General features: G+C 66.9%; 19 protein-coding genes. 8 read left to right on the top strand and 11 right to left on the bottom strand.

Annotation, left to right across the window (positions count from 1 at the left end; translation table 11 throughout):
* Positions 1-5 precede the first annotated feature (5 nt).
* Together purQ and GAA2_RS03205 are read left to right on the top strand one after the other, a co-directional pair.
* Complete coding sequence (gene purQ / locus GAA2_RS03200) at positions 6-686, top strand: phosphoribosylformylglycinamidine synthase subunit PurQ (protein WP_096273041.1); 681 nt, start codon at positions 6-8, stop codon at positions 684-686.
* The gene (locus GAA2_RS03205) at positions 683-1969 is read left to right on the top strand and encodes a M18 family aminopeptidase (protein WP_096273043.1); all 1287 of its coding nucleotides are present in this window, start codon (positions 683-685) and stop codon (positions 1967-1969) included. Before purQ ends, GAA2_RS03205 begins: the two co-directional genes overlap by 4 nt.
* Before the next feature lie 6 nt (positions 1970-1975).
* Here the strand turns inward: GAA2_RS03205 and GAA2_RS03210 are convergent, their stop codons facing one another.
* Complete coding sequence (locus GAA2_RS03210) at positions 1976-2743, bottom strand: lytic transglycosylase domain-containing protein (protein ID WP_191834714.1); 768 nt, start codon at positions 2741-2743, stop codon at positions 1976-1978.
* 183 nt (positions 2744-2926) lie between these two features.
* Entirely contained in the window at positions 2927-4237 is a 1311-nt protein-coding gene (locus tag GAA2_RS03215) for a PQQ-binding-like beta-propeller repeat protein (protein WP_006435804.1), read from the bottom strand.
* A gap of 52 nt (positions 4238-4289) precedes the next feature.
* Between GAA2_RS03215 and GAA2_RS03220 the strand changes: the two genes are divergently transcribed.
* On the top strand, positions 4290-4766 hold the full coding sequence (locus GAA2_RS03220) for a DUF1772 domain-containing protein (protein WP_040004642.1): 477 nt from the start codon (positions 4290-4292) through the stop codon (positions 4764-4766).
* A gap of 9 nt (positions 4767-4775) precedes the next feature.
* On the opposite strand, the gene GAA2_RS03225 is transcribed toward GAA2_RS03220, so the two are convergent.
* From GAA2_RS03225 to GAA2_RS03240, 4 genes are all read right to left on the bottom strand, one after another.
* On the bottom strand, positions 4776-6341 hold the full coding sequence (locus GAA2_RS03225) for an HNH endonuclease signature motif containing protein (RefSeq protein ID WP_191834715.1): 1566 nt from the start codon (positions 6339-6341) through the stop codon (positions 4776-4778).
* A 229-nt stretch (positions 6342-6570) separates the two neighbouring features.
* On the bottom strand, positions 6571-7896 hold the full coding sequence (locus GAA2_RS03230; protein WP_191834716.1) for a VOC family protein: 1326 nt from the start codon (positions 7894-7896) through the stop codon (positions 6571-6573).
* Positions 7893-8426 carry an RNA polymerase sigma factor gene (locus GAA2_RS03235; protein ID WP_096273049.1) on the bottom strand — a complete coding sequence of 178 codons (534 nt, stop codon included), beginning with the start codon at positions 8424-8426 and terminating at the stop codon, positions 7893-7895. The genes GAA2_RS03230 and GAA2_RS03235 overlap by 4 nt, the downstream gene beginning before the upstream one ends.
* A gap of 40 nt (positions 8427-8466) precedes the next feature.
* The gene (locus GAA2_RS03240) at positions 8467-9354 is read right to left on the bottom strand and encodes an alpha/beta fold hydrolase (RefSeq protein ID WP_096273051.1); all 888 of its coding nucleotides are present in this window, start codon (positions 9352-9354) and stop codon (positions 8467-8469) included.
* A gap of 69 nt (positions 9355-9423) precedes the next feature.
* On the opposite strand from GAA2_RS03240, the gene GAA2_RS03245 reads away from it, so the two are divergent.
* On the top strand, positions 9424-10026 hold the full coding sequence (locus GAA2_RS03245; RefSeq protein WP_096273053.1) for a TetR/AcrR family transcriptional regulator: 603 nt from the start codon (positions 9424-9426) through the stop codon (positions 10024-10026).
* Here the strand turns inward: GAA2_RS03245 and GAA2_RS03250 are convergent.
* Genes GAA2_RS03250 through betT form a run of 3 tightly spaced genes read right to left on the bottom strand, consistent with a single transcriptional unit; the run spans position 10023 to position 15315 of the window.
* Positions 10023-11600 (bottom strand): GMC family oxidoreductase, encoded by a 1578-nt coding sequence (locus tag GAA2_RS03250; protein ID WP_159404498.1) that lies wholly within the window; start codon positions 11598-11600, stop codon positions 10023-10025. The genes GAA2_RS03245 and GAA2_RS03250 overlap by 4 nt on opposite strands.
* Complete coding sequence (locus tag GAA2_RS03255; RefSeq protein WP_191834717.1) at positions 11597-13111, bottom strand: aldehyde dehydrogenase family protein; 1515 nt, start codon at positions 13109-13111, stop codon at positions 11597-11599. The genes GAA2_RS03250 and GAA2_RS03255 overlap by 4 nt, the downstream gene beginning before the upstream one ends.
* Positions 13108-15315 (bottom strand): choline BCCT transporter BetT, encoded by a 2208-nt coding sequence (gene betT / locus GAA2_RS03260; RefSeq protein WP_159404496.1) that lies wholly within the window; start codon positions 15313-15315, stop codon positions 13108-13110. Before betT ends, GAA2_RS03255 begins: the two co-directional genes overlap by 4 nt.
* Before the next feature lie 99 nt (positions 15316-15414).
* On the opposite strand from betT, the gene GAA2_RS03265 reads away from it, so the two are divergent.
* The 4 genes from GAA2_RS03265 (at position 15415) to GAA2_RS03280 (ending at position 20793) form a co-directional block, all read left to right on the top strand.
* The gene (locus GAA2_RS03265) at positions 15415-16173 is read left to right on the top strand and encodes a VOC family protein (protein ID WP_191834718.1); all 759 of its coding nucleotides are present in this window, start codon (positions 15415-15417) and stop codon (positions 16171-16173) included.
* A 285-nt stretch (positions 16174-16458) separates the two neighbouring features.
* Positions 16459-19005 carry an ATP-dependent Clp protease ATP-binding subunit gene (locus GAA2_RS03270; protein WP_024500160.1) on the top strand — a complete coding sequence of 849 codons (2547 nt, stop codon included), beginning with the start codon at positions 16459-16461 and terminating at the stop codon, positions 19003-19005.
* Positions 19006-19111: 106 nt separating this feature from the next.
* Positions 19112-19978, top strand: coding sequence for an enoyl-CoA hydratase-related protein (locus GAA2_RS03275; protein WP_191834719.1), 867 nt, complete (start codon positions 19112-19114; stop codon positions 19976-19978).
* A gap of 317 nt (positions 19979-20295) precedes the next feature.
* Complete coding sequence (locus GAA2_RS03280; protein ID WP_024500158.1) at positions 20296-20793, top strand: HNH endonuclease; 498 nt, start codon at positions 20296-20298, stop codon at positions 20791-20793.
* A gap of 28 nt (positions 20794-20821) precedes the next feature.
* Here GAA2_RS03280 and GAA2_RS03285 read toward each other — a convergent pair whose 3' ends face one another.
* The gene (locus tag GAA2_RS03285; RefSeq protein WP_191834720.1) at positions 20822-21514 is read right to left on the bottom strand and encodes a DUF305 domain-containing protein; all 693 of its coding nucleotides are present in this window, start codon (positions 21512-21514) and stop codon (positions 20822-20824) included.
* The gene (locus GAA2_RS03290) at positions 21511-22989 is read right to left on the bottom strand and encodes an LVIVD repeat-containing protein (RefSeq protein ID WP_248664847.1); all 1479 of its coding nucleotides are present in this window, start codon (positions 22987-22989) and stop codon (positions 21511-21513) included. Before GAA2_RS03290 ends, GAA2_RS03285 begins: the two co-directional genes overlap by 4 nt.
* Positions 22990-23097 lie beyond the last annotated feature (108 nt).

A 23097-nucleotide genomic window follows, 5' to 3' on the forward strand; every position in this document is an offset into this window, starting at 1 on the left:
GCGGCATGACAGCTCGGATCGGTGTCATCACCTTCCCCGGCACCCTCGACGACGTCGACGCCGCGCGCGCGGTCCGGCTCGCGGGTGCCGAACCCATTGCGCTGTGGCATGGCGACGCCGACCTGAAGGGCGTCGACGCGGTCATCGTGCCCGGCGGCTTCTCCTACGGCGACTACCTCCGTGCCGGCGCCATCGCGCGTTTCGCGCCGGTGATGGGCTCGGTCGTCGACGCGGCCGGCAAGGGTATGCCGGTTCTCGGTATCTGCAACGGATTCCAAGTGCTGTGCGAGGCCGGCCTGCTGCCGGGCGCGCTCACCCGCAATGAGGGCCTGCATTTCATCTGCCGCGACGAGTGGCTGCGCGTCGAGAACAACACCACCGCATGGACGACCCGGTTCGAGCGGGGCGCGGAGATCCTCATCCCGCTGAAGTCCGGCGAAGGTCGGTATGTGGCGTCGGAGCGCAAGCTCGAAGAGCTCGAGGGTGAGGGCCTGATCGTGTTCACCTACCCGGAGCGCAATCCGAACGGGTCGGCACTCGACATCGCCGGGATCTCCAGCCCCAACGGGCGGATCGTCGGGCTCATGCCGCATCCCGAGCACGCGACCGAACCGCTCACCGGCCCCAGCGACGACGGTCTCGGCCTGTTCTACTCGGTGATCGACTCGGTGCTCGCCTCGGTATGACCGGACCGAGGATCCCGACCAGCGCCTCGGCGTCCGGGCTCGGCGGGTTCATCGACGCGTCGCCGTCGCCCTTCCACGTCTGCGCCACCGTCGCCCGCGAGCTCGAGAATGCGGGGTACACACGGCTTTTCGAGGATCAGGCGTGGCCGTCCGCGGTCAGTGCGGCGTCGTCGAAGTCCTATGTGATCCGCGGTGGCTCCCTCATCGCGTGGGAAACGGGTGGAGGTCCGGCGTTTCGTATCGTCGGCGGGCACACCGACAGTCCCAACCTCCGGCTGAAACAGCATCCCGACCGTTCATCGGCCGGCGCGGCGATGATCGCGCTCGAACCCTACGGGGGCGCGTGGCTCAACTCTTGGCTCGACCGTGATCTCGGACTGTCCGGGCGACTCGCCTATCGGGCGGGAGATCGCGTGGCGCACACGCTCGTCCACGTGACCGAAGCAGTGGTACGGGTGCCGCAGCTGGCAATCCACCTGTCGGAGGACCGGAAAGGCGTCTCGCCCGATCCGCAGCGGCACGTCGACGGACTCTGGGGCCTCGACGACGGCGCCCCCGACGTCCTCGGCTGGGTCGCCGAATATGCGGGGATCGACCCCGGCACACTGCTGGGCTGGGAACTGATGACCCACGACATCGCGCCCTCGGCGCTGATCGGTACGGCGGAGAATCTGCTCAGCGCACCGCGTTTGGACAATCAGGGCACCTGTTACGCGGGACTGCGGGCGCTGCTCGACGGCTCGTCGTCGACGAATACCCGCATGCTGGCGCTGTTCGACCACGAAGAGGTCGGCAGCGGCTCCGAGCGCGGTGCCGCATCGGACTTCCTGGCCTCGGTGTGCGAGCGGATCGTGTTAGCGCGCGGCGGTTCTCGCTCCGACTATCTGCAGGCGATGGCGGCGAGCGTGTGCCTGTCCGGAGACATGGCCCACGCGACGCACCCGAACTATCCCGAGCGACATGAGCCCGGCCATCGGATCTCGATCGGCGGCGGTCCGGTGCTCAAGGTGAACCAGAATCTCCGCTACGCCTCGGATGCTCTGGGGGAGGCCGTCTTCGCGATGGCCTGCGACGACGCCGGCGTACCGATGCAGCGCTACGTCCATCGGGCGGATCTGCCCTGCGGTTCGACGATCGGACCGATCACCGCGACCCGCACGGGACTGGCGACGATCGACGTCGGGGCTCCACAGCTCGCGATGCACTCCGCGCGCGAACTGATGGGTGCCGCCGACGTGCCGATGTATTCCGCTGCGCTACAGGCGTTTTTAGCCCAGCAGTAGTTCGGGTCAGTAGGAACGCGCGAACCCGAGTACGTTGTTCACGTACTCCATCGAGTTGTTGTACCGCAGGATCGCGGTGGTCAGCGACGCCGGGTTGCGCAGGTCCAGGTGGTCGTCGCACAGGTAGCGCGCAGTGGTCAGCGCGGCGTCGAAGATGTTCTGCGGGTCCGACTTTCCGTCACCGTTGCCGTCGGCCGCGTAGGCCTTCCAGGTCGACGGCAGGAATTGCATGGGGCCGACCGCGCGGTCGTAGGCCGCGTCGCGGTCGAGCTCACCGCCGTCGGTGTCGCTGATGACCTCGTTGCCGGCGAGCGTGCCGTTGAGGACGGGACCGAAGATGGCGCTGCGCAGCACGCCGTCGGGATTGACGTTGCCCTGGTCGGCGTGATGGGACTCGACCTTGCCGATGCCGGCGATGACCTTCCAGTCGATCCCGCAGCGCGGGCTGGTGTCGGCGATGGTCGTCGCGGCCCTCTTGTAGGCGTCATAGTTGGTCGCGGGGACTGCGCCGGAGGTGACGCTCGCCGGTCGGATGACCGGGGCGGGTGCCGGCTTCGGTACGGGGGCGACCGGGTGGACTTTCACGGCGGGGGTGAGCGCCGGAGCCGCGGTGGCCGTCACGCCCTTGGCGGGGATGCTGGGCTCCGGGGCGGCTGTCGGGTGGGACAGCTCGGCTCCTGCGGTTGCCGCGCCCGCCAGGACCCCGACGGGGAGGAGGGCTGTGGCCCACAGCGGTGTGCGTGTTTTCTTCCGTGGCTTGGAATGCTTACCCAAAACTGTGACCTCGCGTGTACTGCTGATGGTTCGTGCTTTCGGAACCGAGCCGACCGTACACGTGGTCGTGAGCAAAGCGTTATCTGTCCGTGACCAACCTAGGTCTGGACAGTTGGACGACTGTGTGTCTTCGCAGGTAGCCGCGGGCGCACTCGTGTGGATGTGAGACGGCCCACACGAGCCTCAATTCGGACGCAGAACGGACATCGTGGCGCCCTCGCTGAGGACGATGTAACCCTCGATGACTTTGATCAGCCCGGGGGAGCCGACGCCCTGTTCCCAGGCCACGGTGTTCTCCGGCGTCAGGGCGGTCAGCTGTCCCTGATTCGAGAGGATCATGGTGGTGTCCGTCGACCCGATGCAGGCGGGGTTGGCCAGGATGGGTTGCTCCGGACCGGGCGGCGGACCGCTGCCGATGTGCTTGCCGTCCGCGAGCGCGTACGTCGTCCGCGAACCGTCGAGGCGCCCGAAGTTGACCAGTGAGCCGCAGGCGATGGCCCCCGACTTGGAGAGTTCCCGGTCGCTGATCCGCCACAGAGCGCCCTGTCGGGCCGGGTCGCGGACCTCGTACTCTCCACGGTCGGCGAAGATGCGGTTGGACGCGGTCAGCAACGCAAGCGTCGACGGACCGGACTCCACCTGCAGGCCTTCTGAGTCGCTGACGGGGTCCGCGTCGACGCGTCCGTTGACGGTGGCGTAGCTGGTGACCCGCTCGGCGTTGTGGTCCTGGTGCTCGACGGTCACGCCCGTCGGATAGAGGGCGATGTTGCACTGGTCGCAGGCGATGCGGTTGTCGCCGTTCGTCGGGTTCACCAGGTACTGGCTGGCGTCCGCGGTCTTGACGACGACGATGTCGCCGGTGACCTCGATGTCGACGACCGGCGCGGCGAAGGTTCGTGCCCAGATGGTGTTCCCGGCCGGGGTGTTCAGCGAGACCTGGTGGCCGACGCGGTTGACGCGCAGGAAGTTGTTGCCGAGTCCGACGACCTTCTTGGTGTCCAGGTACTCGGAGGTCTGCGTCGGGTGTCCCGCGTCGTCGACGAGATAGAAGCCGTCGTCGAGCGGCGTGCCGAGTTGGACGGCGCAGCCCACCTGCCCGGCCTCGTTGACGGCGCAGTCGCCTTGGCCGGCGTTGATGGGTGAGTCCCAGAGCATACGACCGTTGCGTCGGTCCACCATCGTGAACGAGCGGCCCAGGCCGGAGGGGTAGGCGATGAGCCAGCCCTCGTCCGAGGTGTCGACGACCTGGATGGTGACCTCGTCGCGATAGTCGGGCAGATCCTCGTGGCCGACGATGGTCCAGGCGATGGACGGCGCCCGGTGGTAGTCGCGCAGTTCCCCATATGCGTACTCGGTGTCGTCCACCTGGTACTTGCCACCGGAGAGCACCACGCCGACGGTGACGAGCATCGCTGCGCAGAGGATCAGTACGACGGTCCCGATACCGAACGGCAGGCGCGCGGAAAGCGCCCGGGCGCGGGAGCGTGAGGACATGGGTAAGAGTGAACCATGGCGTTCTGTCGTCACACGCGGTGGACTTGTCCTCGTGGACTTTTTGCAGGACGTACTCGTGACCCTCACCGTCGTCTCCACTGGACTCAGCGTTGGTGTGCTGGCGGGCTTCGGTTACTCCGTCATACCCGGCCTGACCCGCGCCGGCGCCGACGTCGCCGTCCCGGCGATGCAACGAATGAACACTGCCATTCTGAATCCCCTGTTCGCGGTCATCTTCGGTGGCGGTGTGGTGTTCGGCGCTCTGAGTACGTGGGCGGCCTGGAATGACGGCTTGCGCTGGTGGGTCCTCGGCGCGACTCTTCTCGCTCTGCTCGGTGTCGTCATCACCTTGACCGTCAACGTGCCGGCCAACAACCGCCTCGACGCCGCCGCCGACGCGCGTGGCGACGAGGCTGCCCGCGTGTGGACCGAGTTCACGTCGGTCTGGGTCCCGTGGAACATCGTCCGGTCGGTGTTGACGACCGCCGCCGTGGTGGTGCTCGTCGTCGGGTTGCTCGTGGGTCGGTGACAACCCAGGTCAGAAAGGTGGCGGCTCCTTCTGGTCGGCGAGGCGTTGTTTCTTGTTGCGGGCACGTTCGGCCCGCCGGCGTGCGTGTTTGCGCGCAAGCCGGTTGGTGGGCGACCGGGCGTCCTCGCCGGTGATCACTCGGGGTGTGGGTGGTGCCTGGGGTGGTTGTTCGTAGCGGATACGCCGCAGGTTGGGGAAGAGGTCTTCCAGGGTTTCGGCGCCACCGGGGATGGTGAAACCCTCCGGAGTGCGGTATTCGGTGACGAGGTGGCCGTCGTCGTCGCGGTATTGGGCATCGATCCAGTCGCCGAAGGTCTTGTGCAGGTGCCCGAACCGGCATTTGGCGTTGAGGTTCTCACTCGACGTCGCCCCGCCCTGGGTGGGGTTGGTGCGGTCGTACTCGGTGACGTGGTCGAGGTCGCTGTCGAAGGCTGAACTCGGGCAGCCGGGTTCGGTGCAGTAGCCGTCACGCACCCGCACGAACTCGGCGCACGCGGTGGTCGGGCGGTACGGATCGGCCGCCTGCGCACCCGGATAGACGAAGACGACCTCGGTCGACGGGGCGTCGGTTGCGTCGTCGGCGACAACACGGGCCGGTGGGGTGCGGACCGGGGTGACCGGCTTGATGGTCGCATCGGGCCGGTCGGCGAGGTCACGGACGTGCTCGTCGGAGATCACGCCGTGGCCGTCGACCCAGCCGATACCAGGGGCGCCGTCAAGGGTGGCCGGGTCGGTGACGACGTGGATGATGAGCTCGGTGCTCACCGAGCGGACGACCTCGGCAGGGTCCGGGACCTCGGCGTCGCAATCCTCGCGCCCACACTGACACTCGAAGACGGTGCCGGTCAACAGGGCGAACATGGCATCGGAGTTGCGTTGGTTGCGTTTGCGTCCGTCATGCGCGCAGACGGTGTCGGCGAGGGCTTTCACCGCCTTCTCCGCGATGCGGACGTTCTCAGCAGCCATCACCCCGGTGATCTCGCCGGTACCGTCGGCGAAGTTGTCGATCCACACGCCCCGCTTGTCCAAGGCTTCGCGACGACGCTCCCGCACCGCGTCAGGATCGTGCCGGAACACCAAGCGGTCGACCATGTCCCGCAGTGTGGGTTTCGACCACGCCCCCTTACGGTTGCGCAGGATGTGTTCGATCTCGGTGTCGAGGTCGGCGATCACGGCGTCATCGGAGATGAGGTCGGTACGGGTGATGACGGTCTGGATCAACTCCCGCGACAGGATGCCGTCACGCAGGGTGGTCGCTACTTTCGGTAGCCGGTCGCGCAGGGCGAGTGCTTCGCCGACCCACTGATCAGCTCGGTAGCGGGTGATGGCATCTTCGCGGCACACCCGGGTGACCATCTCGGTGTAGCGATCGATGAAGAACCCGCCATCGCTGTTGACGACGAGTTGGTCGTAGATGGTGGCGATCGATTGGTAGCGGCTCCACGCCAGGTGGGCTTCGCCGTGGCGGATCGACCGCAACCGTTCCATATGGGTTGCGGTGTCGGAGCGTTCGGGGTGGGCAGGATCGACCCCGGCGTGGAACTCGTCCGGTAGATCGGTCCATGCACCCGACACGCTGCCCCCACAACGTCTACAGCCCAACCTGGATGGCTGAATCTGTTACCTACCAATGTAGATCAACCCGCCGACAGGTTCGGATCGTCATCCACAGGTGCGTGGCTAATTGGCTGTGCGCAGTCGGTTACGTCCCGAACGAAGTCGCACGCGACATCAACCCGGCGATACGAACTCGATCGAGCTTGCGTCCCCGGATCGAGGTCGCGTGCGACATCGGACCGTAGCCTCAGAACAACTGGCCGAGGTAGAACTGCGCTCCCTGGTCGTCGGTGCACCGCGCGGAGATACCGTACGGCGCGGTGCGGGGTTCCTCGAGGACGCTGCCACCAGCGGCGCGGACACGTGCGACCGCACCCTCGACATCGTCGATCACCCACATCGGGACCGCCACGGAAGTGTCGGCGCCACCGGCGATCCCGACCTGGGGTCGCACATCGTCGACCTCCCAGCCGTCGTCGATGCGACCGCCGTGGAACGTCCAGCCGAGCACTGATCCGTAGAAGTCCCGGTAGCGCGCGCTGTCCGGCGTGAGCACGGTCAGGTAGCTCATCGCGCCGATGCCGCGGGGATGTTGGGCAGGCCGCACGTCGCCGGGTTCGGTGGCGTACACCGCGAATCGCACGCCCTGGGCGTCGACGGCGTCGACGATCCGGTGCCCGTCGGGACTCGACCCGAATTCGCCCTGTCCGCCGGCTGCGACGATGCGCGCATGGGCCGCCTCGAGATCGTCGACGGCGTAGGCGCAGAACACCGTCGGGTCGCCGTCTGTCTCGAAGATGCCCAGCCGGTGACCGATATTGGTCACACGACGCCCCTCGGGATCGAACTCCCAACCGAGGACCTCGCCGTAGAACCGGCGCGCGCGTGCGGCGTCCGGGGTGTTCAGGGACATGTAGCCGATGTCGCCCTGATGGATGCGGTTGGACAACTGTGTCTTCGACGGTCCGGTCAGCATCCAGCGGTGACCGAACGGGTCGACGATGACCCCGGTCCGCGTGCCGTGCGCCTCGTAGGGTTCACGGGTGACGGAGGCGCCGGCCCGGGCGGTCGTCGCGATGGCTGTGTCGGTGTCGTCGACCGCGACCATCAGACTCACCGACACGTGACCGGGGGCAGGCGCCCGCAGTCCCAGATCCGGGAACTCGGCGGCGAGATAGATGACACCGCCGCCGATCTCGAGCTCGGCGTGACCGATGACGCCGTCGTCCATGACGATCGGCTGCCCACGCAGCCGCGCGCCGAGATTGGCGATGTACCAGTCGATGGCGGCCTGCGGCTCCGCCACGGTGAGGTAGGGAAGTGCGCCGGGGCGTTCGACGATCGCGTCGGATGTGATGGCGGTATCGGTGGTGGTCAGTTCGTCGAATTGTGTTGCGGTGGCCATGATGACTCCTTGCGGTAGGTTCGCCCCGCGTTCGAGGCGGTCGCGCAACGAGGCGGCGAAACCGCGGTCGGGTTCGACGGGATCGTCGAAGCCGGGAGTGTCGGCTGCGCGCAGTACGTGCAGCGGATCCCGTGCCTCACCGAAGCGTGTGCTGTTCCGGGTGCTCATGCGTGACCTCCTCTCCCGCTGCTCTGGGGTTGTGTTTCGGGGTAGGCCGCGCGGAAGGCGCGCTTCGCGCGGGTGAGAAGCGCCTCGGTGGCACCGACCGTGCGACCGAGGATCTCCGCGCATTCGCCGACCGGTAGGTCGTCGACGTAGCGCAATGTGAGGACTGCGCGGTGGATCGGCGTCAGTTGCCTCAGCGTGTGATGGGCGACCATGCGGTCGAGTTCGGTGTCCCACGGGTCGTCCCCGTGGTCGGGGACGTCGTCGACCGGTTCCGGTGTGCGTTGAGCCCGCCGCCAGTGATCGGCGAGCTTGTGCCGCGCGATCCCGATGAGCCAGGGAGTCGTCGGTTCGGTGCCCCGGTGCCGGCGAACGGAGTCCATGGCGGCCAGGAAGGTCTCCGACGTCACGTCCTCGGCGGTTCGGCGATCCGCGCAGCGCCGGACGACGAATCCATACACCGCCGGCAGTGCCTGGTCGTACACCGCCAGCAGTCCCGCTGGTCCGGAAGAATCGGTGTGGTCGCTGCTCACGTATTCATCGTCGTGCGGGGGCCCCGGAATCCGACGCCCTTCAGCGAAGTTTCTTCTCCGACTCTTCCGCGGTGAACGTCGCGATCTCCGCCGCCACCGCATGCGGTTGGTCCAGCGACACGAACGTTCGGGCGTCGGCGATCTCGACGAACCGCGCACCCTCGCCGTCGGCTCCGGTGAAGACCGAGGCGAACCGCCGGCCGTGTTCCAGGGTGAAACACCGATCGTCACGGCCCCACACGAAGCGGACGGGCAGGTCGACCCGCGACATGCGTGCGGTCACGGTGGCGAGCTCCGCGGGGCTGATCTCGCGCAGGAACGCTCTGAAGTCGTCGCGGATGCGGACGTCGTCTTGCAGGGGAACGAACACGGAGGCGGTGAGGTCGGGATCGGGATCGTTGAGCAGCAGGCCGACGCCGAGCGGGGAATGCCGGAGGGTCGTGAGCCGCATCGAATCGACCAGGGGCTTCAGCAACAACCGGTGTCGCATCAATGCGAAGAACAGCCGAAACGGTTGCGGCGGAAACAGATCGAAGGCATCGCAGTTGGTGAACACGACGCGGCTCACGAAGCGGGGATCCTCGTCGAGCGCGAACTGGGTGACCGCGCCGCCGGTGTCGTTGGCCACCAGGGTCGCCGACGACAGGTCGAAGTGTCCGACGAACTCGCGGAGCAGCCGGCTCGCCCCGCGCGGCGAACGATCCGCGTCCGGCCCCCACGGGATCCGGTGCGAACCGAGCGGCATCAACGGGACGAAGCAACGGTGGCCGCGTTCGGCGAGGAGCTCGGCCACCGGTTCCCACAGACGATGGTCGACGACGGCGCCGTGCATGAAGACGATCGGCGGAAGTGCGGTGTCGGCGGGTCCGTACGTGGCGTACTCGATCACACCGGACGGGAGTTCGACGGTCGGCAGCAAGTTTGCCATGGCGAGGTCCGCTTCTCGTAGACTCGGATAACTTACGAACACTGAGTACGAAAGTTACGTGCAGACTGTATGAAAGTCAACCGTCGGACCCAGGCCGAACGCACCGCGGCCACCCGCGCGGCGCTCATCGCCGCAGGTCGCAAGCTCTTCGGTGAACGCGGTTTCGCCGACGTGGGCACCCAGGAGATCGTCGACGCGGCGGGCGTGACCCGTGGTGCGCTCTACCACCAGTTCGGAGACAAGAAGGGCCTGTTCACGGCCGTCTACGACGCGGTGGAACAGGATGTGGTCGCACAGATCGCCGAAGCCGCCGGCGCTCTCGCCGCCGAGGACCCGATCGCCGCGCTCAAGACGGGCATGCGGCTCTTCCTCGAACTCTGCACCGAGCCCTCGGTACACCGGATCACCCTCGTCGAGGCACCGTCCGTCCTCGGCTGGGCGCAATGGCGCGCGCGAGGTGAAGAGTTCGGTTTCGCCCTCGTCGAGGGGTTGATCCAGGCCGCGATCGCGGCCGGTCAGGCCGTCGATCAGCCGACCCGACCCCTCGCCCACGTCGCGATCGGTGCGCTCGACGAGGCCGCCCTGTACGTCGCTGCGGCGCAGGACCGGGACGCAGCGACCGCGGAGGTCGCCGCGGTCCTCGACCGCATCGTCGACTCGTTCCGGACCTAGCTGCCGGCCACCAGCTCGGCACACCGTTCCCCGACGAGCATCACGGTCAGGTTCGGGTTCACCGTGGTGTGCTCGGGGAAGACCGACGCGTCGGCGACGCGCAGGCCCGCCACGCCCTTGACCCGCAGTTCGGGGTCGAGCGGCGACATCTCGTCGTCCGGCGGTCCCATCCGTACCGTGCCCACCGGGTGGTAGACGGTGTTGTGGGTGCGACGGATGTAGTCGGCCAGTTCCTCGTCACCGGTGGTGTCCGGTCCCGGATACAGTTCGCGCGCAACCCATTCTCGCAGCGGTGCGGCGGAAGCGATCTCGCGCGCCTTGCGCAGGCCTGCGGTCATGATCCGCATGTCGTAACCCTCGGGGTCGGTGAAGTACCGCGGGTCGACGCGCGGCTTGTCCCGGAAATCACGGGAGCGCAGCTTCACCGTGCCCCGCGATCGCGCATGGGTGACATTCGGGGTGAGGCAGAAGGTGTTCTCACTGGTCGGGTACCCCTGGCGCAGGGTGTGCATGTCGAAGGGCACGCTGCCGTAATGCATCATGAGGTCCGGCCGATCCAGATCATCGTCGACGGTCGTGAAGATGCCGGCCTCCCACCACTGGGTCGACTCCTGTGTCATGGGCTTTTTCGTCTCGAATCCGATGACGCCCTCGGGATGGTCCTGGAGGTGTTCGCCGACGCCGGGGGAGTCGACGAAGACGTCGAGTTCGTGCTGACGAAGATCATCGGCCGGCCCGATCCCCGAGAGCATCAGCAGTTTCGGGGTGTCGATGGCCCCCGCCGACACGATCACCTCGCGTCCGGCGTCGATCCTGGTCGTCCGGCCGAACGCGTTGTCGGTGATGTCGACGCCGACGGCCCGGAGCTCGCCGTCGATCTTCTCGATGACGATCCGCTTGGCCCAGGATCCGGTACGGATCGTGAGATTCGGCCGATCGAGGTGCGGGTGCAGATAACTCACCGACGACGACGCCCTGATTCCGTCGGGACGTCGGTTGATCTGAAAGAAGTTGGCGCCGTTGACGACCGTCTTCCCGCTGTTGAACTCGGTCCGCGGGATGCCGACGGCCTCACAGGCATCGAGCACGGCGACACCGCACGGGTCGTTCGGCGGCACCGTCATGATGTGGACGGGTCCGCTGCGGCCGTGATGGTCGCCGGGGGCGTCGTTGGTCTCGATCCGAGGGAAGAGTCGATACAGCTCCTCCGAACCCCAGCCTGCACAACCGAAGTCGCGCTCCCAGGAGTCGAGGTCCTCTCGCGGTGCCCAGAACGCGATGCAGCTGTTGTGGGAACTGCAGCCGCCCAGCACCTTTGCGCGGGCGTGCCGCATGAAGTCGTTGCCGTTGCGCTGCGGCTCGATGGGATAGTCCCAGTCGTACCCGGATTCGAGCAGCTCCATCCAACGGTCGAGTCGCAGGATCGCGTCGTCCCCGACATCGGACGGGCCGGCTTCCAGCAGGCACACCGTGACCGACGGGTCCTCGGACAACCGGGACGCCACCGCGGCGCCCGCCGAACCGCCGCCGACGACCACGTAGTCGTAGGTCTCCGTGCCGTGCGACTCGCTCACTGCGGCCCCTTCCGGTTCTCGAACCAGCCGGTCACACCCGGCCGGAGATTCTCGTAGACGTGCTTGGCCTCGCGGTACTCGGCCAGACCCGACGGTCCGAGCTCACGTCCGAAGCCGGACTGGCCGTAGCCGCCCCACTCCGCCTCGGGTAGGTAGGGGCCGAAGTCGTTGACCCACACCGTTCCTGCCCGTATGCGTCCGGCGATGCGGCGGGCGCGGGCGGCGTCGGCCGACCACACCGCCCCGGCGAGACCGTAGACGGTGTCGTTGGCCAACCTCACCGCCTCGTCCTCGGTGGTGAAGGTCTCGACGGTCACGGTGGGGCCGAAGGCCTCGTCGTGCACACAGGCCATCGAACGGTCGGCGCCGTCGATGACGGTGGGCAGGTAGAACCAGCCGTCGTCGAGGCTGCCCGACCCCTGGTCGCCGGTCGCGAAGGCGCCGCCGGTGCGGATGATCGCGCCGTCGGCTCGGGCCTGTTCGACGTAGGCGTGCACCTTGTCGCGATGCGCCTCGGAGATCAGCGGTCCGGTCTCGGTGCCCTCGGAGTACGGCAGTCCCAGACGGATCTGCTCGGCGCGCCGGACCAGTTCGTCGACGAACCGGTCGTGCGCCGACTCCTCGACGACGAGTCGTGCGCCCGCGGAACACACCTGACCCGAGTGCAAGAACGCCGCGTTGAGTGCGTTGTCCACCGCGGCGGCGAGCAGATCGTCGGTGGCGCAGGCGTCCGCGAACACGACGTTCGGGTTCTTGCCGCCGAGTTCGAGGGCCACCTTCTTCACCGTCGCCGCGGCCTCGCGCGCGATGACCCGCCCCGTCACCAGTCCGCCGGTGAAGGAGACCAGGTCGACGTCGGGATGCGACGACAGCGGCGCTCCCGCATCCGCTCCGGCGCCGAGTACGAGGTTCGCAACCCCGGCCGGAAGGCCGAGGCCGTCAAGCACTTCCAGCAGGAGGATCGAGGTGTGCGGCGTCAGCTCGGCGGGTTTGAGGACGAAGGTGTTGCCGGCCGCCAGGGCGGGCGCCACCTTCCACGCCGCCTGCAGCAGCGGATAGTTCCACGGCGTGATGAGGCCGCAGACGCCGACCGGTTCGTAGACGATCCGCGAATCGGCATCGGGCGACCCGGTGTCGACGACACGACCGGCGTCCTGCGCGGCCAGCTTTCCGAAATACCGGAAGCAGTTGGCGATGTCGGTCATGTCGATATCCGACTCATACGGACGTTTGCCCGTGTCGAGGGTCTCGGCTCGGACGAATTCGTCTCGGCGCGCATCGATCTGATCGGCGACGCGGAGGAGGAGATCGCCCCGCTCGGCGGCCGGGGTGGCGCTCCACTCCCCGATATCGAAGGCGCGCCGGGCAGCTGCGATCGCCGCCTCGGTGTCGTCCGCGGACGCCTCGGCGACCACACCCACCATGGAATTGTCGGCCGGGCAGCGTATCTCGCGGGTCTTGCCGGATCTCGCGGCGCACCACCGGCCGTCGATGTAGAGAGTCTCGCTCATGGAGCAGGCGCTCCTTCCGGATCGCTGTCGGGTATGTCCGCCTCTGCGACCGTACCGGCGTTCGGGAATCCGGTGCCGGCGACGGTGTCCGGGAGGTCGGCGGCAGGGTCGTGGTGATCGGCGGCCGAGTCACGTAGATGGAGATAACCCAGATGTCGTTCGTACTGATCGAGAATGTCGCCGATGATCTGTTCACGGTTGTACCCCGACAACGAATATCCCTGTGAACCCTCGGTCAGGTATACCTCGCACCGGAAGTACCGGTCGTCGGAACGCTGGCTGCGAACCGCATACGTGGGCGTCGGTGCGGACACCGGCCACACGCAGTACTCGAAGGCCGGGACGTCGGCGAGTTCGACGATGAGGCGAGGCGACGGCAAACCCTCGTTGACCTCCGACTCGTCGACCGTCGCCGTGACGCCCTCCCGACCGAACTGTTCCGCGACCTCGTGCATCGCCGGGACAACCGTCGCCGTGATGTACCTGCGGGTGGCGACCCGACCGGGGAACCGGAGTGTTCCGACCAGGCGTTGGCGCCAGCTGCCGTGTTCGGTCGGCCCGCGTCCGACCGCGATCACCTTCGGCAGCGTCGTACGGAAGCTGTCGAGTTTGTACGACTCGTTGCGTACCGCACGCAGTAGTGACACCCCGATCAGGCCGAGGACGAAGGAGAAGGGCAGGCCCATGATGACGGTCGCGGCCTGCAAGGTCAGGATCGATCCGTCGCCACCTCCGGCGAACAGCATCGACAGGGTCAGCAGGCCGATGGCGACCGACCAGAAGATGCGAAGGGAGCGTTGGCAATCGGCCATCGGGTCGGTGAGGCGGCTGGTGAAGTTGCCCATCACCAGCGAACCCGAGTCGGCGCTGGTCACATAGAACAGCAGGCCGGTGATGGTCGCGACACCGATCAGCAGCGTTGCCCCCGGGTACTGCTCGAGCAGCGAGTAGAAGCCGGCCTCCGGGGTCGAGGCGGTGGTCTCGGCGAACTCCTGATCACCGCGGGCGACAGCCAGGGCGCTGTTCCCGAAGATCGAGATCCAGATGAGGATGAAGCTGAACGGGACCACGAGGACGCCGAAGATGAACTGCCGCAACGTCCGTCCGCGGGAGATACGCGCCAGGAACAGTCCCACGAACGGCGCCCAGGCCACCCACCAGGCCCAGAAGAACAGCGTCCAGCCGTCGACGAAGGCCCGAGCGTCCTGTCCCGGCGCGGGATTCACCTGATCCCACGCGAAGGTGTCGAGGGTGCGGTCGGCGAACGTCGACACGTAGTCGCCCGCGTTCTGGACCAGACCGTTGAGCAGGAAGCCCGCGTCCTTGGCGACCGTGATGTAGACGAGCATCACGATCGCGAGGATCACGTTGATCTCGGACAACCGCCGAATACCCTTGTCCACACCGGACGTCGCCGATGCGGTGGCGATGACCACCGACAGGGCGATGAGCCCGATCTGGGCGGCCTTGCCCTGCTCGATGCCGAAGATCTCGTTGAGGCCGAAGTTGAGCTGTACGACGCCGATTCCCAGCGAGGTCGCGATGCCGAAGATGGTGCCGAGCACGGCCGCGACGTCGATCGCGTCGCCCCATCGTCCCTCGACGCGCTTGCCGAAGATCGGGTACAGGGCCGCGCGGATGGTCAGCGGCAGGTTGTGCCGGAACGCGAAATAGGCCAGGGCACCGCCCATCAGCGCGTACATCGCCCAGCCGGTGATCCCGTAGTGGAAGACCGTCCACGTCACGGCTTCCCGTGCCGCGAAGTTGCTCTCCGGGACGCCGGTCGGCGGGGTGAGGAAATGGGTGACCGGCTCGGCGACCGAGAAGAACATCAGGTCGATACCGATGCCTGCGGCGAACAGCATCGACGTCCAGGTGAACAAGCTGTACTCGGGACGGGACTCTTCCGGCCCGAGGCGGTACCGCCCGTACTTGCTGACACCGAGGAACACGACGAGACCGACGATCGCGGTGGCGAGGATGAAGTACCACCAGCCGAACCAGCGGGTGATGAAATCGCGGACGTCGTTGATGACGGTCTCCGCCGCAGCCGGTGCGGCCAGCGCCCAGATCGCGAAGGCGAGCACGATGGCGGCCGACGCGACGAAGACGGTCAGGTTGACCGAACTCGGACGTCGTGACGGTTCCCCGGTGTCCGGGGAGGCGGGAGTGGACGGGACTGCAGGTCTTTCGCCGGCACTCATGACCTGTGACGCTAGCCTCTCCTGATCGGGGCGGTCGGGTGAATTGCCCGACTCGGTCGTGACCGATGAATTCGGCGCCCTCGTCCGGTCAGGATTGGTATGGCAACCGCAACGATCGGCTCAATGATACTGTCCAGCGACGACCCCGCACGACTCGCGCACTGGTACGCGACGGCGTTCGAGGCGAAGGTCGAGTCCACCGGCGACGGCGGGCCCGGCTACGACGTCGTCGAACTCGACGGCTTCTACCTCATGTTCGACAAACGCGACGATGTGTCCGGCCCCAACGGCGACGGCGCCCGCTCGATCCTGAACGTGGAGGTCGACGACCCGCGCGCGACCGCTGCGCGCCTGGACTCGCTCGGCGCCGAGTGGATCAGTCCCCTCGAGGAACGCGACGGCAACTTCCTCGGGACGGCCACCGATCCCGACGGCAACTGGATCCAGATCGTCTGGTTCTCCGACGCGGAGGAGATCGCGCTGGGGCCGCCCGCGTCGACGTGCAGCACTTTCGCGGTCCGCGACCTCGACGAGGCCGAGCGCTTCTATCGGGACGTCCTCGGAATGCGGGTGCTGCGCTATCCGATGGGTGTGGCCGGTGTCCGGGTGAGCCGTCAGACGACGGTGATGGTGTACCCGAAGGACGATCACCGGTCGGGGGGGTTCACCGTGCTGAACATCGCCGTCGACGACCTCGCGAAGACGGTCGACGACCTCGTCGGCAAGGGGGTCGAGATCCTGCGCTACGACGGTTTCGAGCACGACGAGCGGGGCATCGTGCGGGGTGGTGACGGGGAGCCGGACATCGCCTGGTTCACCGACCCGTCGGGCAATATTCTCTCGGTCTTGTCGGTCTGAGCCCGGTTCTTCCTCATATCGGGTGATATCGGGTGATCCGGCGGCCCGTTCGCTCTCGGCGTAGCGGACCGGGAACACCGCCCCGGCCTGCGCAGTTGTACAGTGCACATCCCCGCCGTCGCGGTCAATCCGTGCAGTCTGCACGGGCGTTAACTGCAGGTACACCCGAGACGACCTCTAGAGTAGAAGCAGGCTGGTCGTCGCCTACCCGCACCGCGTTGTCCCGACCGGACACACGAGGTGGTTCTCGCGGCGGCCGGGGCGCTAGCAATGTGAGGGAGAACAATGTTCGAACGGTTCACCGACCGCGCGCGACGGGTTGTGGTTCTGGCCCAAGAAGAAGCGCGGATGCTCAACCACAATTACATCGGTACCGAGCACATCCTCCTCGGCCTCATCCACGAGGGCGAGGGCGTGGCTGCCAAGGCGCTCGAGTCGCTCGGGATCTCTCTGGAAGGTGTCCGCAGTCAGGTCGAGGAGATCATCGGCCAGGGCCAGCAGGCGCCGTCCGGGCACATCCCGTTCACCCCGCGTGCCAAGAAGGTGCTGGAGCTCTCGCTGCGCGAGGCCCTGCAGCTCGGCCACAACTACATCGGTACCGAGCACATCCTGCTCGGCCTCATCCGCGAGGGTGAGGGTGTCGCCGCGCAGGTCCTGGTCAAGCTCGGCGCCGACCTCAACCGGGTCCGCCAGCAGGTCATCCAGCTCCTGAGCGGCTACCAGGGCAAGGAACCGCAGGAGGCGGGCACCGGCGGTCGCAGCAGCGAGTCCGGCACCCCGTCCACCTCGCTGGTCCTCGACCAGTTCGGTCGCAACCTGACCGCTGCCGCCGCCGAGGGCAAACTCGACCCGGTCATCGGCCGGGAAAAGGAAATCGAGCGGGTCATGCAGGTCCTGAGCCGCCGCACCAAGAACAACCCTGTTCTCATCGGCGAGCCCGGCGTCGGCAAGACCGCCGTCGTCGAGGGCCTCGCGCAGGCAATCGTCAACGGCCAGGTCCCCGAGACGCTCAAGGACAAGCAGCTCTACACCCTCGACCTCGGTTCGCTGGTCGCGGGCAGCCGCTACCGCGGTGACTTCGAGGAACGCCTGAAGAAGGTCCTCAAGGAGATCAACACCCGCGGCGACATCATCCTGTTCATCGACGAGCTGCACACGCTCGTCGGCGCAGGTGCCGCCGAGGGTGCGATCGACGCCGCCAGCATCCTCAAGCCGAAGCTGGCCCGCGGCGAGCTGCAGACCATCGGTGCGACGACCCTCGACGAGTACCGCAAGTACATCGAGAAGGACGCCGCTCTCGAGCGTCGCTTCCAGCCGGTCCAGGTCGGTGAGCCGTCGGTCGAGCACACCATCGAGATCCTCAAGGGTCTGCGTGACCGCTACGAGTCGCATCACCGCGTCTCGATCACCGACGGTGCGCTCGTCGCCGCCGCCACGCTGGCCGATCGCTACATCAACGACCGGTTCCTGCCGGACAAGGCGATCGACCTCATCGACGAGGCCGGTGCACGCATGCGCATCCGCCGGATGACCGCGCCGCCAGACCTGCGCGAGTTCGACGAACGCATCGCCGACGCGCGCAAGGAGAAGGAGAGCGCGATCGACGCGCAGGACTTCGAGAAGGCCGCCAGCCTCCGCGACAAGGAGAAGCAGCTGGTCGCCGAGCGTGCCGAGCGGGAGAAGCAGTGGCGCAGCGGCGACATGGACGTCGTGGCCGAGGTCGACGACGAGCAGATCGCCGAGGTCCTGGGCAACTGGACCGGTATCCCGGTGTTCAAGCTCACCGAGGAGGAGACCACGCGTCTGCTCCGCATGGAGGAGGAGCTGCACAAGCGGATCATCGGCCAGGAGGACGCCGTCAAGGCGGTCTCGAAGGCGATCCGACGCACCCGCGCCGGCCTGAAGGATCCGAAGCGTCCGTCGGGCTCGTTCATCTTCGCCGGCCCGTCCGGTGTCGGTAAGACCGAGCTCTCCAAGGCACTGGCCAACTTCCTGTTCGGCGAGGACGACGCGCTCATCCAGATCGACATGGGCGAGTTCCACGACCGGTTCACCGCGTCGCGTCTGTTCGGTGCCCCTCCCGGCTACGTCGGTTACGAGGAGGGCGGCCAGCTCACCGAGAAGGTGCGCCGCAAGCCGTTCTCGGTAGTGCTGTTCGACGAGATCGAGAAGGCCCACTCGGAGATCTACAACACCCTGCTGCAGGTCCTCGAGGACGGCCGTCTCACCGACGGTCAGGGTCGTACGGTCGACTTCAAGAACACCGTGCTGATCTTCACCTCGAACCTCGGTACGAGCGACATCTCCAAGGCCGTGGGCATGGGCTTCTCGTCGAAGGACGACACCAAGTCCGGCTACGAGCGGATGAAGCAGAAGGTCAACGACGAGCTCAAGAAGCACTTCCGGCCCGAGTTCCTCAACCGTATCGACGACATCGTCGTGTTCCACCAGCTCACGCGTGACGAGATCATCCAGATGGTCGACCTCATGCTGACGCGCGTGGAAGCTGCGCTGAAGAACAAGGACATGTCCCTCGAGGTCACCGACCGCGCGAAGTCGCTGCTGGCCAAGCGCGGTTTCGATCCGGTGCTCGGTGCGCGTCCGCTGCGTCGCACCATCCAGCGCGAGATCGAGGACCAGCTCTCGGAGAAGATCCTGTTCGGCGACATCGCCCCCGGACAGATCGTCCTGGTCGACGTCGAGGGTTGGGACGGCGAAGGCGACGGCGAGGACGCCAAGTTCACCTTCACCGGTTCGGAGAAGCCGCGTGCGGTTCCGGATGCACCGGTCGAGCTGTCCAAGGCAGGCGACGGCGGTTCGGACGCGAGCTGACCTCAGCTGATCTGACACAGACGGCGGCGTCACCCGAAAGGGTGGCGCCGCCGTTTTGTATCGGCCGCCTGCATCGTCGGTGACGGCTCTCGATAGCATCACCCGTGTGACGAGCGATACATCAAAGGCCGGCCGGAAGGCCACCCAGGCCGAACCCACCATCACCGTCGAGCGCGACGGCGACATCGCGATCTTCTGGCTCAACCGCCCCGATCGTCTCAACGCCTTCATGGTGCAGATGGGCGAGGAGCTCCGAGCGGCATTCGACGAGACCGACGCCGACGACTCCGTGCGCGCCGTGGTGCTCACCGGTACCGGTCGGGCGTTCTGCGCCGGCGCCGACCTGGAGGAAGGCGGGTCCACCTTCGACGCATCCTCGGAGGTCGCCGGCGACGAGGTCCCGGCGGACGAGGGCGGCAAACTGACGATGCGCATGTTCGCCTCGCTGAAGCCGATCGTCGCCGCGATCAACGGCCCGTCGGCCGGTGTCGGCGTCACCATGACCCTGCCCGCCGACGTCCGGATCGCTTCCGAAGATGCCAAATTCGGCTTCGTCTTCGCCGCCCGCGGCCTCGTTCCGGAGGCGGCGTCGAGCTGGTTCCTCCCGCGACTCGTCGGCCTGCCGACCGCTCTGCAGTGGACGATCGGCGCCAAGATGGTGCAGGTCGACGAGGCGCACGAGCGCGGACTGATCCAGCAGGTCGTGCCGAAGGACAAGGTCCTCGAGACCGCGATCGCCGTGGCGCGCGAGATGACCGCGGGCAGCGCCCCCGTCTCGGCCGCACTGACCCGCCAGCTGTTGTGGCGGATGGCCGGGGCGCCCAGCCCGCTCGACGCCCATCACGCCGATTCGAAGGCGATCTTCTATCGTGGCCAGTCCGGCGACGTCTACGAGGGCGTCATGTCGTTCCTGGAGAAGCGGTCGGCGACATACCCGAACACGGTGTCGGAGGACCTCCCCGACATCTTCTGAGATCGGCCCGGCAGGCCGCGAACACACTGTGTTCAGCACGTGAACATCGGCGAACACACGGCTTGAACGGTGGCAGGCTCCGCTGACCGCGGTTATCGTGGCGGACAGCAGACCAGAAGAGAACTGAAAGGAGGTGGCGCAGATGTCGATCGGTATGGCGGTGTTCGTTCGCGAGTGGCGGATGACCGACCTCGGCTGCCGGTACGGGCTACCAGCCCGAACCCGGTCCGGACCAATCACATCCAGCGTCACCAGTTCCTGAGGTCGTGAACCTCGATGGTCGGCGCGCTCACTCGCCCACGCATCGAGGAGTATCCATGACCATCTTCGTCACGAATGCGGGATTACAGATCCTCGCGCGCGTCACCTGGCGGCGCGCTGCCGTCCTGCTGACCACCGAGGTCGCGCGCAACGTCGAGGGCACCCCCCTGGTGCGCGTGGTCCATTCGCCGACGGTGTCACTGCCCATCCACAAGGTGGTGGCCATCAAGCGGGACGCCTACCGTCCGTACGCAGGCAAGACGATGGATTCCTACGCCTCCAACGCGACGATCCTCCGTCGTGACCAGTGGATCTGCGCCTACTGTGACGGTCCCGCCGACACGGTGGACCACATCCTGCCGGTATCCCAGGGAGGGCCCAGCACTTTCGGCAACCAGGTCGCGGCGTGCAAGTCCTGTAACGGTTTCAAGGCCGACCGGACTCCCCGGAAGGCGGGAATGGCGTTGCGGCACGCCCCCTTCGTCTACGACCCGTGGGCGGCGGACCAGAAAGAGGTCTGGGAGATGTTCACGTTGCATCCCAAGACCGACTGACGGCCCAGAGGGGTTCAGTCCAGAAGGTTCAGGTGGGCAGGGGTTCGGCGCCGCGTTCCTTCAGGAGCATCGACATCTGACCGATTTCGTTGCCCTGGTCGCCGAGCATGTTCAGGGCGAGTTGCTTTGTCGCCGGTGCGGAACGGTCGTCGTTGTACGCCGCCTGAGCCATCTCGAGACCGCCGCGGTGGTGCCGGATCATCAACTGCAGGAACAGTTTCTCGGCCTCATCGCCACGCAGTGTGGCGAGTCGGCCGAGTTCGTCGGTGCTCGCCATGCCCGGCATGGGTGGGGTGTCGGGCGTCGCCGCCGACGGCTGGCCGTGTGAATGCGAATCGTCGTGGGGCATCCATGACATCGGCGAGTCCGAGGTCAGCGGCAGCCCGAAGAACTGCAGCCAACCGCGCATCGTGGCGCTCTCCGCGGACTGGGCGACGACGAGCTGGTCGGCCAGTCCGCGGATCGTCGGGTCCACATCGGGGGCGGCGAGAATCGTCCGGGCCATCAGCAGTGCCTGATCGTGGTGCGCCGACATGTCCTGTGCGAAGCCGATGTCGGCAGCACTCATCGTCGTCACGTCGTCCTGCGAACCAGGTGACCACACCGAACCCACGACGATTCCGATCGCCACGAGCAGTATCGCCAGCGAGGTCAGTCCGGCGATCTGCGGCCACGCGGGTCGCTGTCTGCCGGTGCGCCTGTCGGTGTGCCGTTCGGTCATCCGAGGAACGAATCCTGATCCGGCGGCGGGGTGTAGACCCGGCTGCTCAACTCGAGCGCGTAGAAACCGCCGTCGGAGCAGGTGGTGAAGATCCTGTTGCCGCGGAACTCCGGCGGGGAGAAGCACCAGTCGGTGGCCATGTCACCACCCACGACCATGCCGATCCGCGGACCGATCATCTCGTTCAGCTTGGCTCGCCCGTTCGCGAGAGACATTCCGAGGCTGAGGAATTCGATCCCCGGGGCGCCGATGATCGAGCCCAGCACGTGCGGCGAGTTGGGCCGGCCGAGCGCGGTGGCGCCCTTCTGTGCCGGCGGGTTGTAGTAGGCGATCTCCTTGATCGCGGAAAGGTCGCGGATGTCGAACACACGGATGCCGGATGACTCCCACGCACAGGCCAATGCCGTCGGATCCTTCGGACGGTCGACCGCGCAGTAGTGCGGGTTGCTGCCGAACAACGAACCGCCCATGGACGACCGGAACTGGGTGTCCTGATGCTCGGGCAGGTTGATCTCGAGCTTGAGTTGTGCGGCGTACCGCGGTGTGTTGACCCGGGAGACGTCGAAGATCTTCACGCCGCCCGAACCGCCCTCATCGGCGGTGATGACGTGCGGTGTACCCCGATAGGTGACCGGGATCGAGTGCTGGTTGAGCTGGCCGTCGGGCCACAGATACGCAGCCACATGCGGGACCTGCGGGTAGGGTGCACGCCGTTGGACGGCGCTGATGTCGAGGACCGTGACACCCGCCATGTTCGACAGGTACATGCGGTTGCCGTCGGGCGTGATGCCGAAACCATGCCCCAGGAAGCTGTGCAGACCCTGCCAGATCACCCGCGGATTGCGCGGGTCGGAGACGTCGATTGCACTCAGGTGCCCCGGAGCGACCCCCGACGCCCAGTACGTCCGGCCGTCGGGCGACCAGCCACCCTCGTGCGAGGTGAACGGGATGGGGTAGGCGATGCCGCCGCCGCGGGCGTTGAGCAGCTTGGGACGGGTGCAGTCGGAGATGTCGTAGACCGCGAAGAAGCCGGCACCCCACAGAAGCGGAACCCCGGTCGCGGCGAGCAACTTGCGCTTCTTGTTGACCTTCAGGGTCTCCCAGGTGCCACCGCGCATCGCGGTGTCGGTGAGCGAGCCCACCACTCGCGGCTTCCGGGGATCGGAGGCATCGATGACCTGGACGCCCGGCTGAGGCATGAAGTTGTTGCCGGGGAACAGGCTTCCGGTGTAGCTGCAGTGCTCGAACGACGCCGACACGATGCCGCCGCCCGCGGCGGTCACGTTGCCGAGTTTCGTCAGGTTGCAGTGGTAGCCACGCATGCTGCGACCGGACAACCGGTCCTCGGCGCTGACGTCGCCCTGCAGGCCGGGCTCCGGTCGTGAGCCCGGACCGCAATCGGCCTTCGGTACCGAGCTTTCGGAGATGTCCGGGAACCAGTGGTTCGCGGCGGTCGCCGGTGCGGACACCAGCATCGTCGACACGAGCAGCGCCCCGGCGACGAGGCAGGCGACCGCGTGCAGTCGCCGCCGCATCGTGTGAATACCCCATCGATCTGGCGTCATCGCCCCTCCGATCGTGAC

The organism is Gordonia ajococcus, from assembly GCF_012974285.1.
Lineage (GTDB): Bacteria > Actinomycetota > Actinomycetes > Mycobacteriales > Mycobacteriaceae > Gordonia > Gordonia amicalis.

Bases quoted from the DNA above. Each gene is read 5' to 3' on its own strand.
- purQ (WP_096273041.1), top strand. From the start codon at position 6: ATGACAGCTCGGATCGGTGTCATCACCTTCCCCGGCACCCTCGACGAC.
- GAA2_RS03205 (WP_096273043.1), top strand. From the start codon at position 683: ATGACCGGACCGAGGATCCCGACCAGCGCCTCGGCGTCCGGGCTCGGC.
- GAA2_RS03215 (WP_006435804.1), bottom strand. From the start codon at position 4,237: ATGTCCTCACGCTCCCGCGCCCGGGCGCTTTCCGCGCGCCTGCCGTTC.
- GAA2_RS03230 (WP_191834716.1), bottom strand. From the start codon at position 7,896: ATGAGCACCCGGAACAGCACACGCTTCGGTGAGGCACGGGATCCGCTG.
- GAA2_RS03240 (WP_096273051.1), bottom strand. From the start codon at position 9,354: ATGGCAAACTTGCTGCCGACCGTCGAACTCCCGTCCGGTGTGATCGAG.
- GAA2_RS03245 (WP_096273053.1), top strand. From the start codon at position 9,424: ATGAAAGTCAACCGTCGGACCCAGGCCGAACGCACCGCGGCCACCCGC.
- GAA2_RS03255 (WP_191834717.1), bottom strand. From the start codon at position 13,111: ATGAGCGAGACTCTCTACATCGACGGCCGGTGGTGCGCCGCGAGATCC.
- betT (WP_159404496.1), bottom strand. From the start codon at position 15,315: ATGAGTGCCGGCGAAAGACCTGCAGTCCCGTCCACTCCCGCCTCCCCG.
- GAA2_RS03265 (WP_191834718.1), top strand. From the start codon at position 15,415: ATGGCAACCGCAACGATCGGCTCAATGATACTGTCCAGCGACGACCCC.
- GAA2_RS03270 (WP_024500160.1), top strand. From the start codon at position 16,459: ATGTTCGAACGGTTCACCGACCGCGCGCGACGGGTTGTGGTTCTGGCC.
- GAA2_RS03280 (WP_024500158.1), top strand. From the start codon at position 20,296: ATGACCATCTTCGTCACGAATGCGGGATTACAGATCCTCGCGCGCGTC.
- GAA2_RS03285 (WP_191834720.1), bottom strand. From the start codon at position 21,514: ATGACCGAACGGCACACCGACAGGCGCACCGGCAGACAGCGACCCGCG.
- GAA2_RS03290 (WP_248664847.1), bottom strand. From the start codon at position 22,989: ATGCTGGTGTCCGCACCGGCGACCGCCGCGAACCACTGGTTCCCGGAC.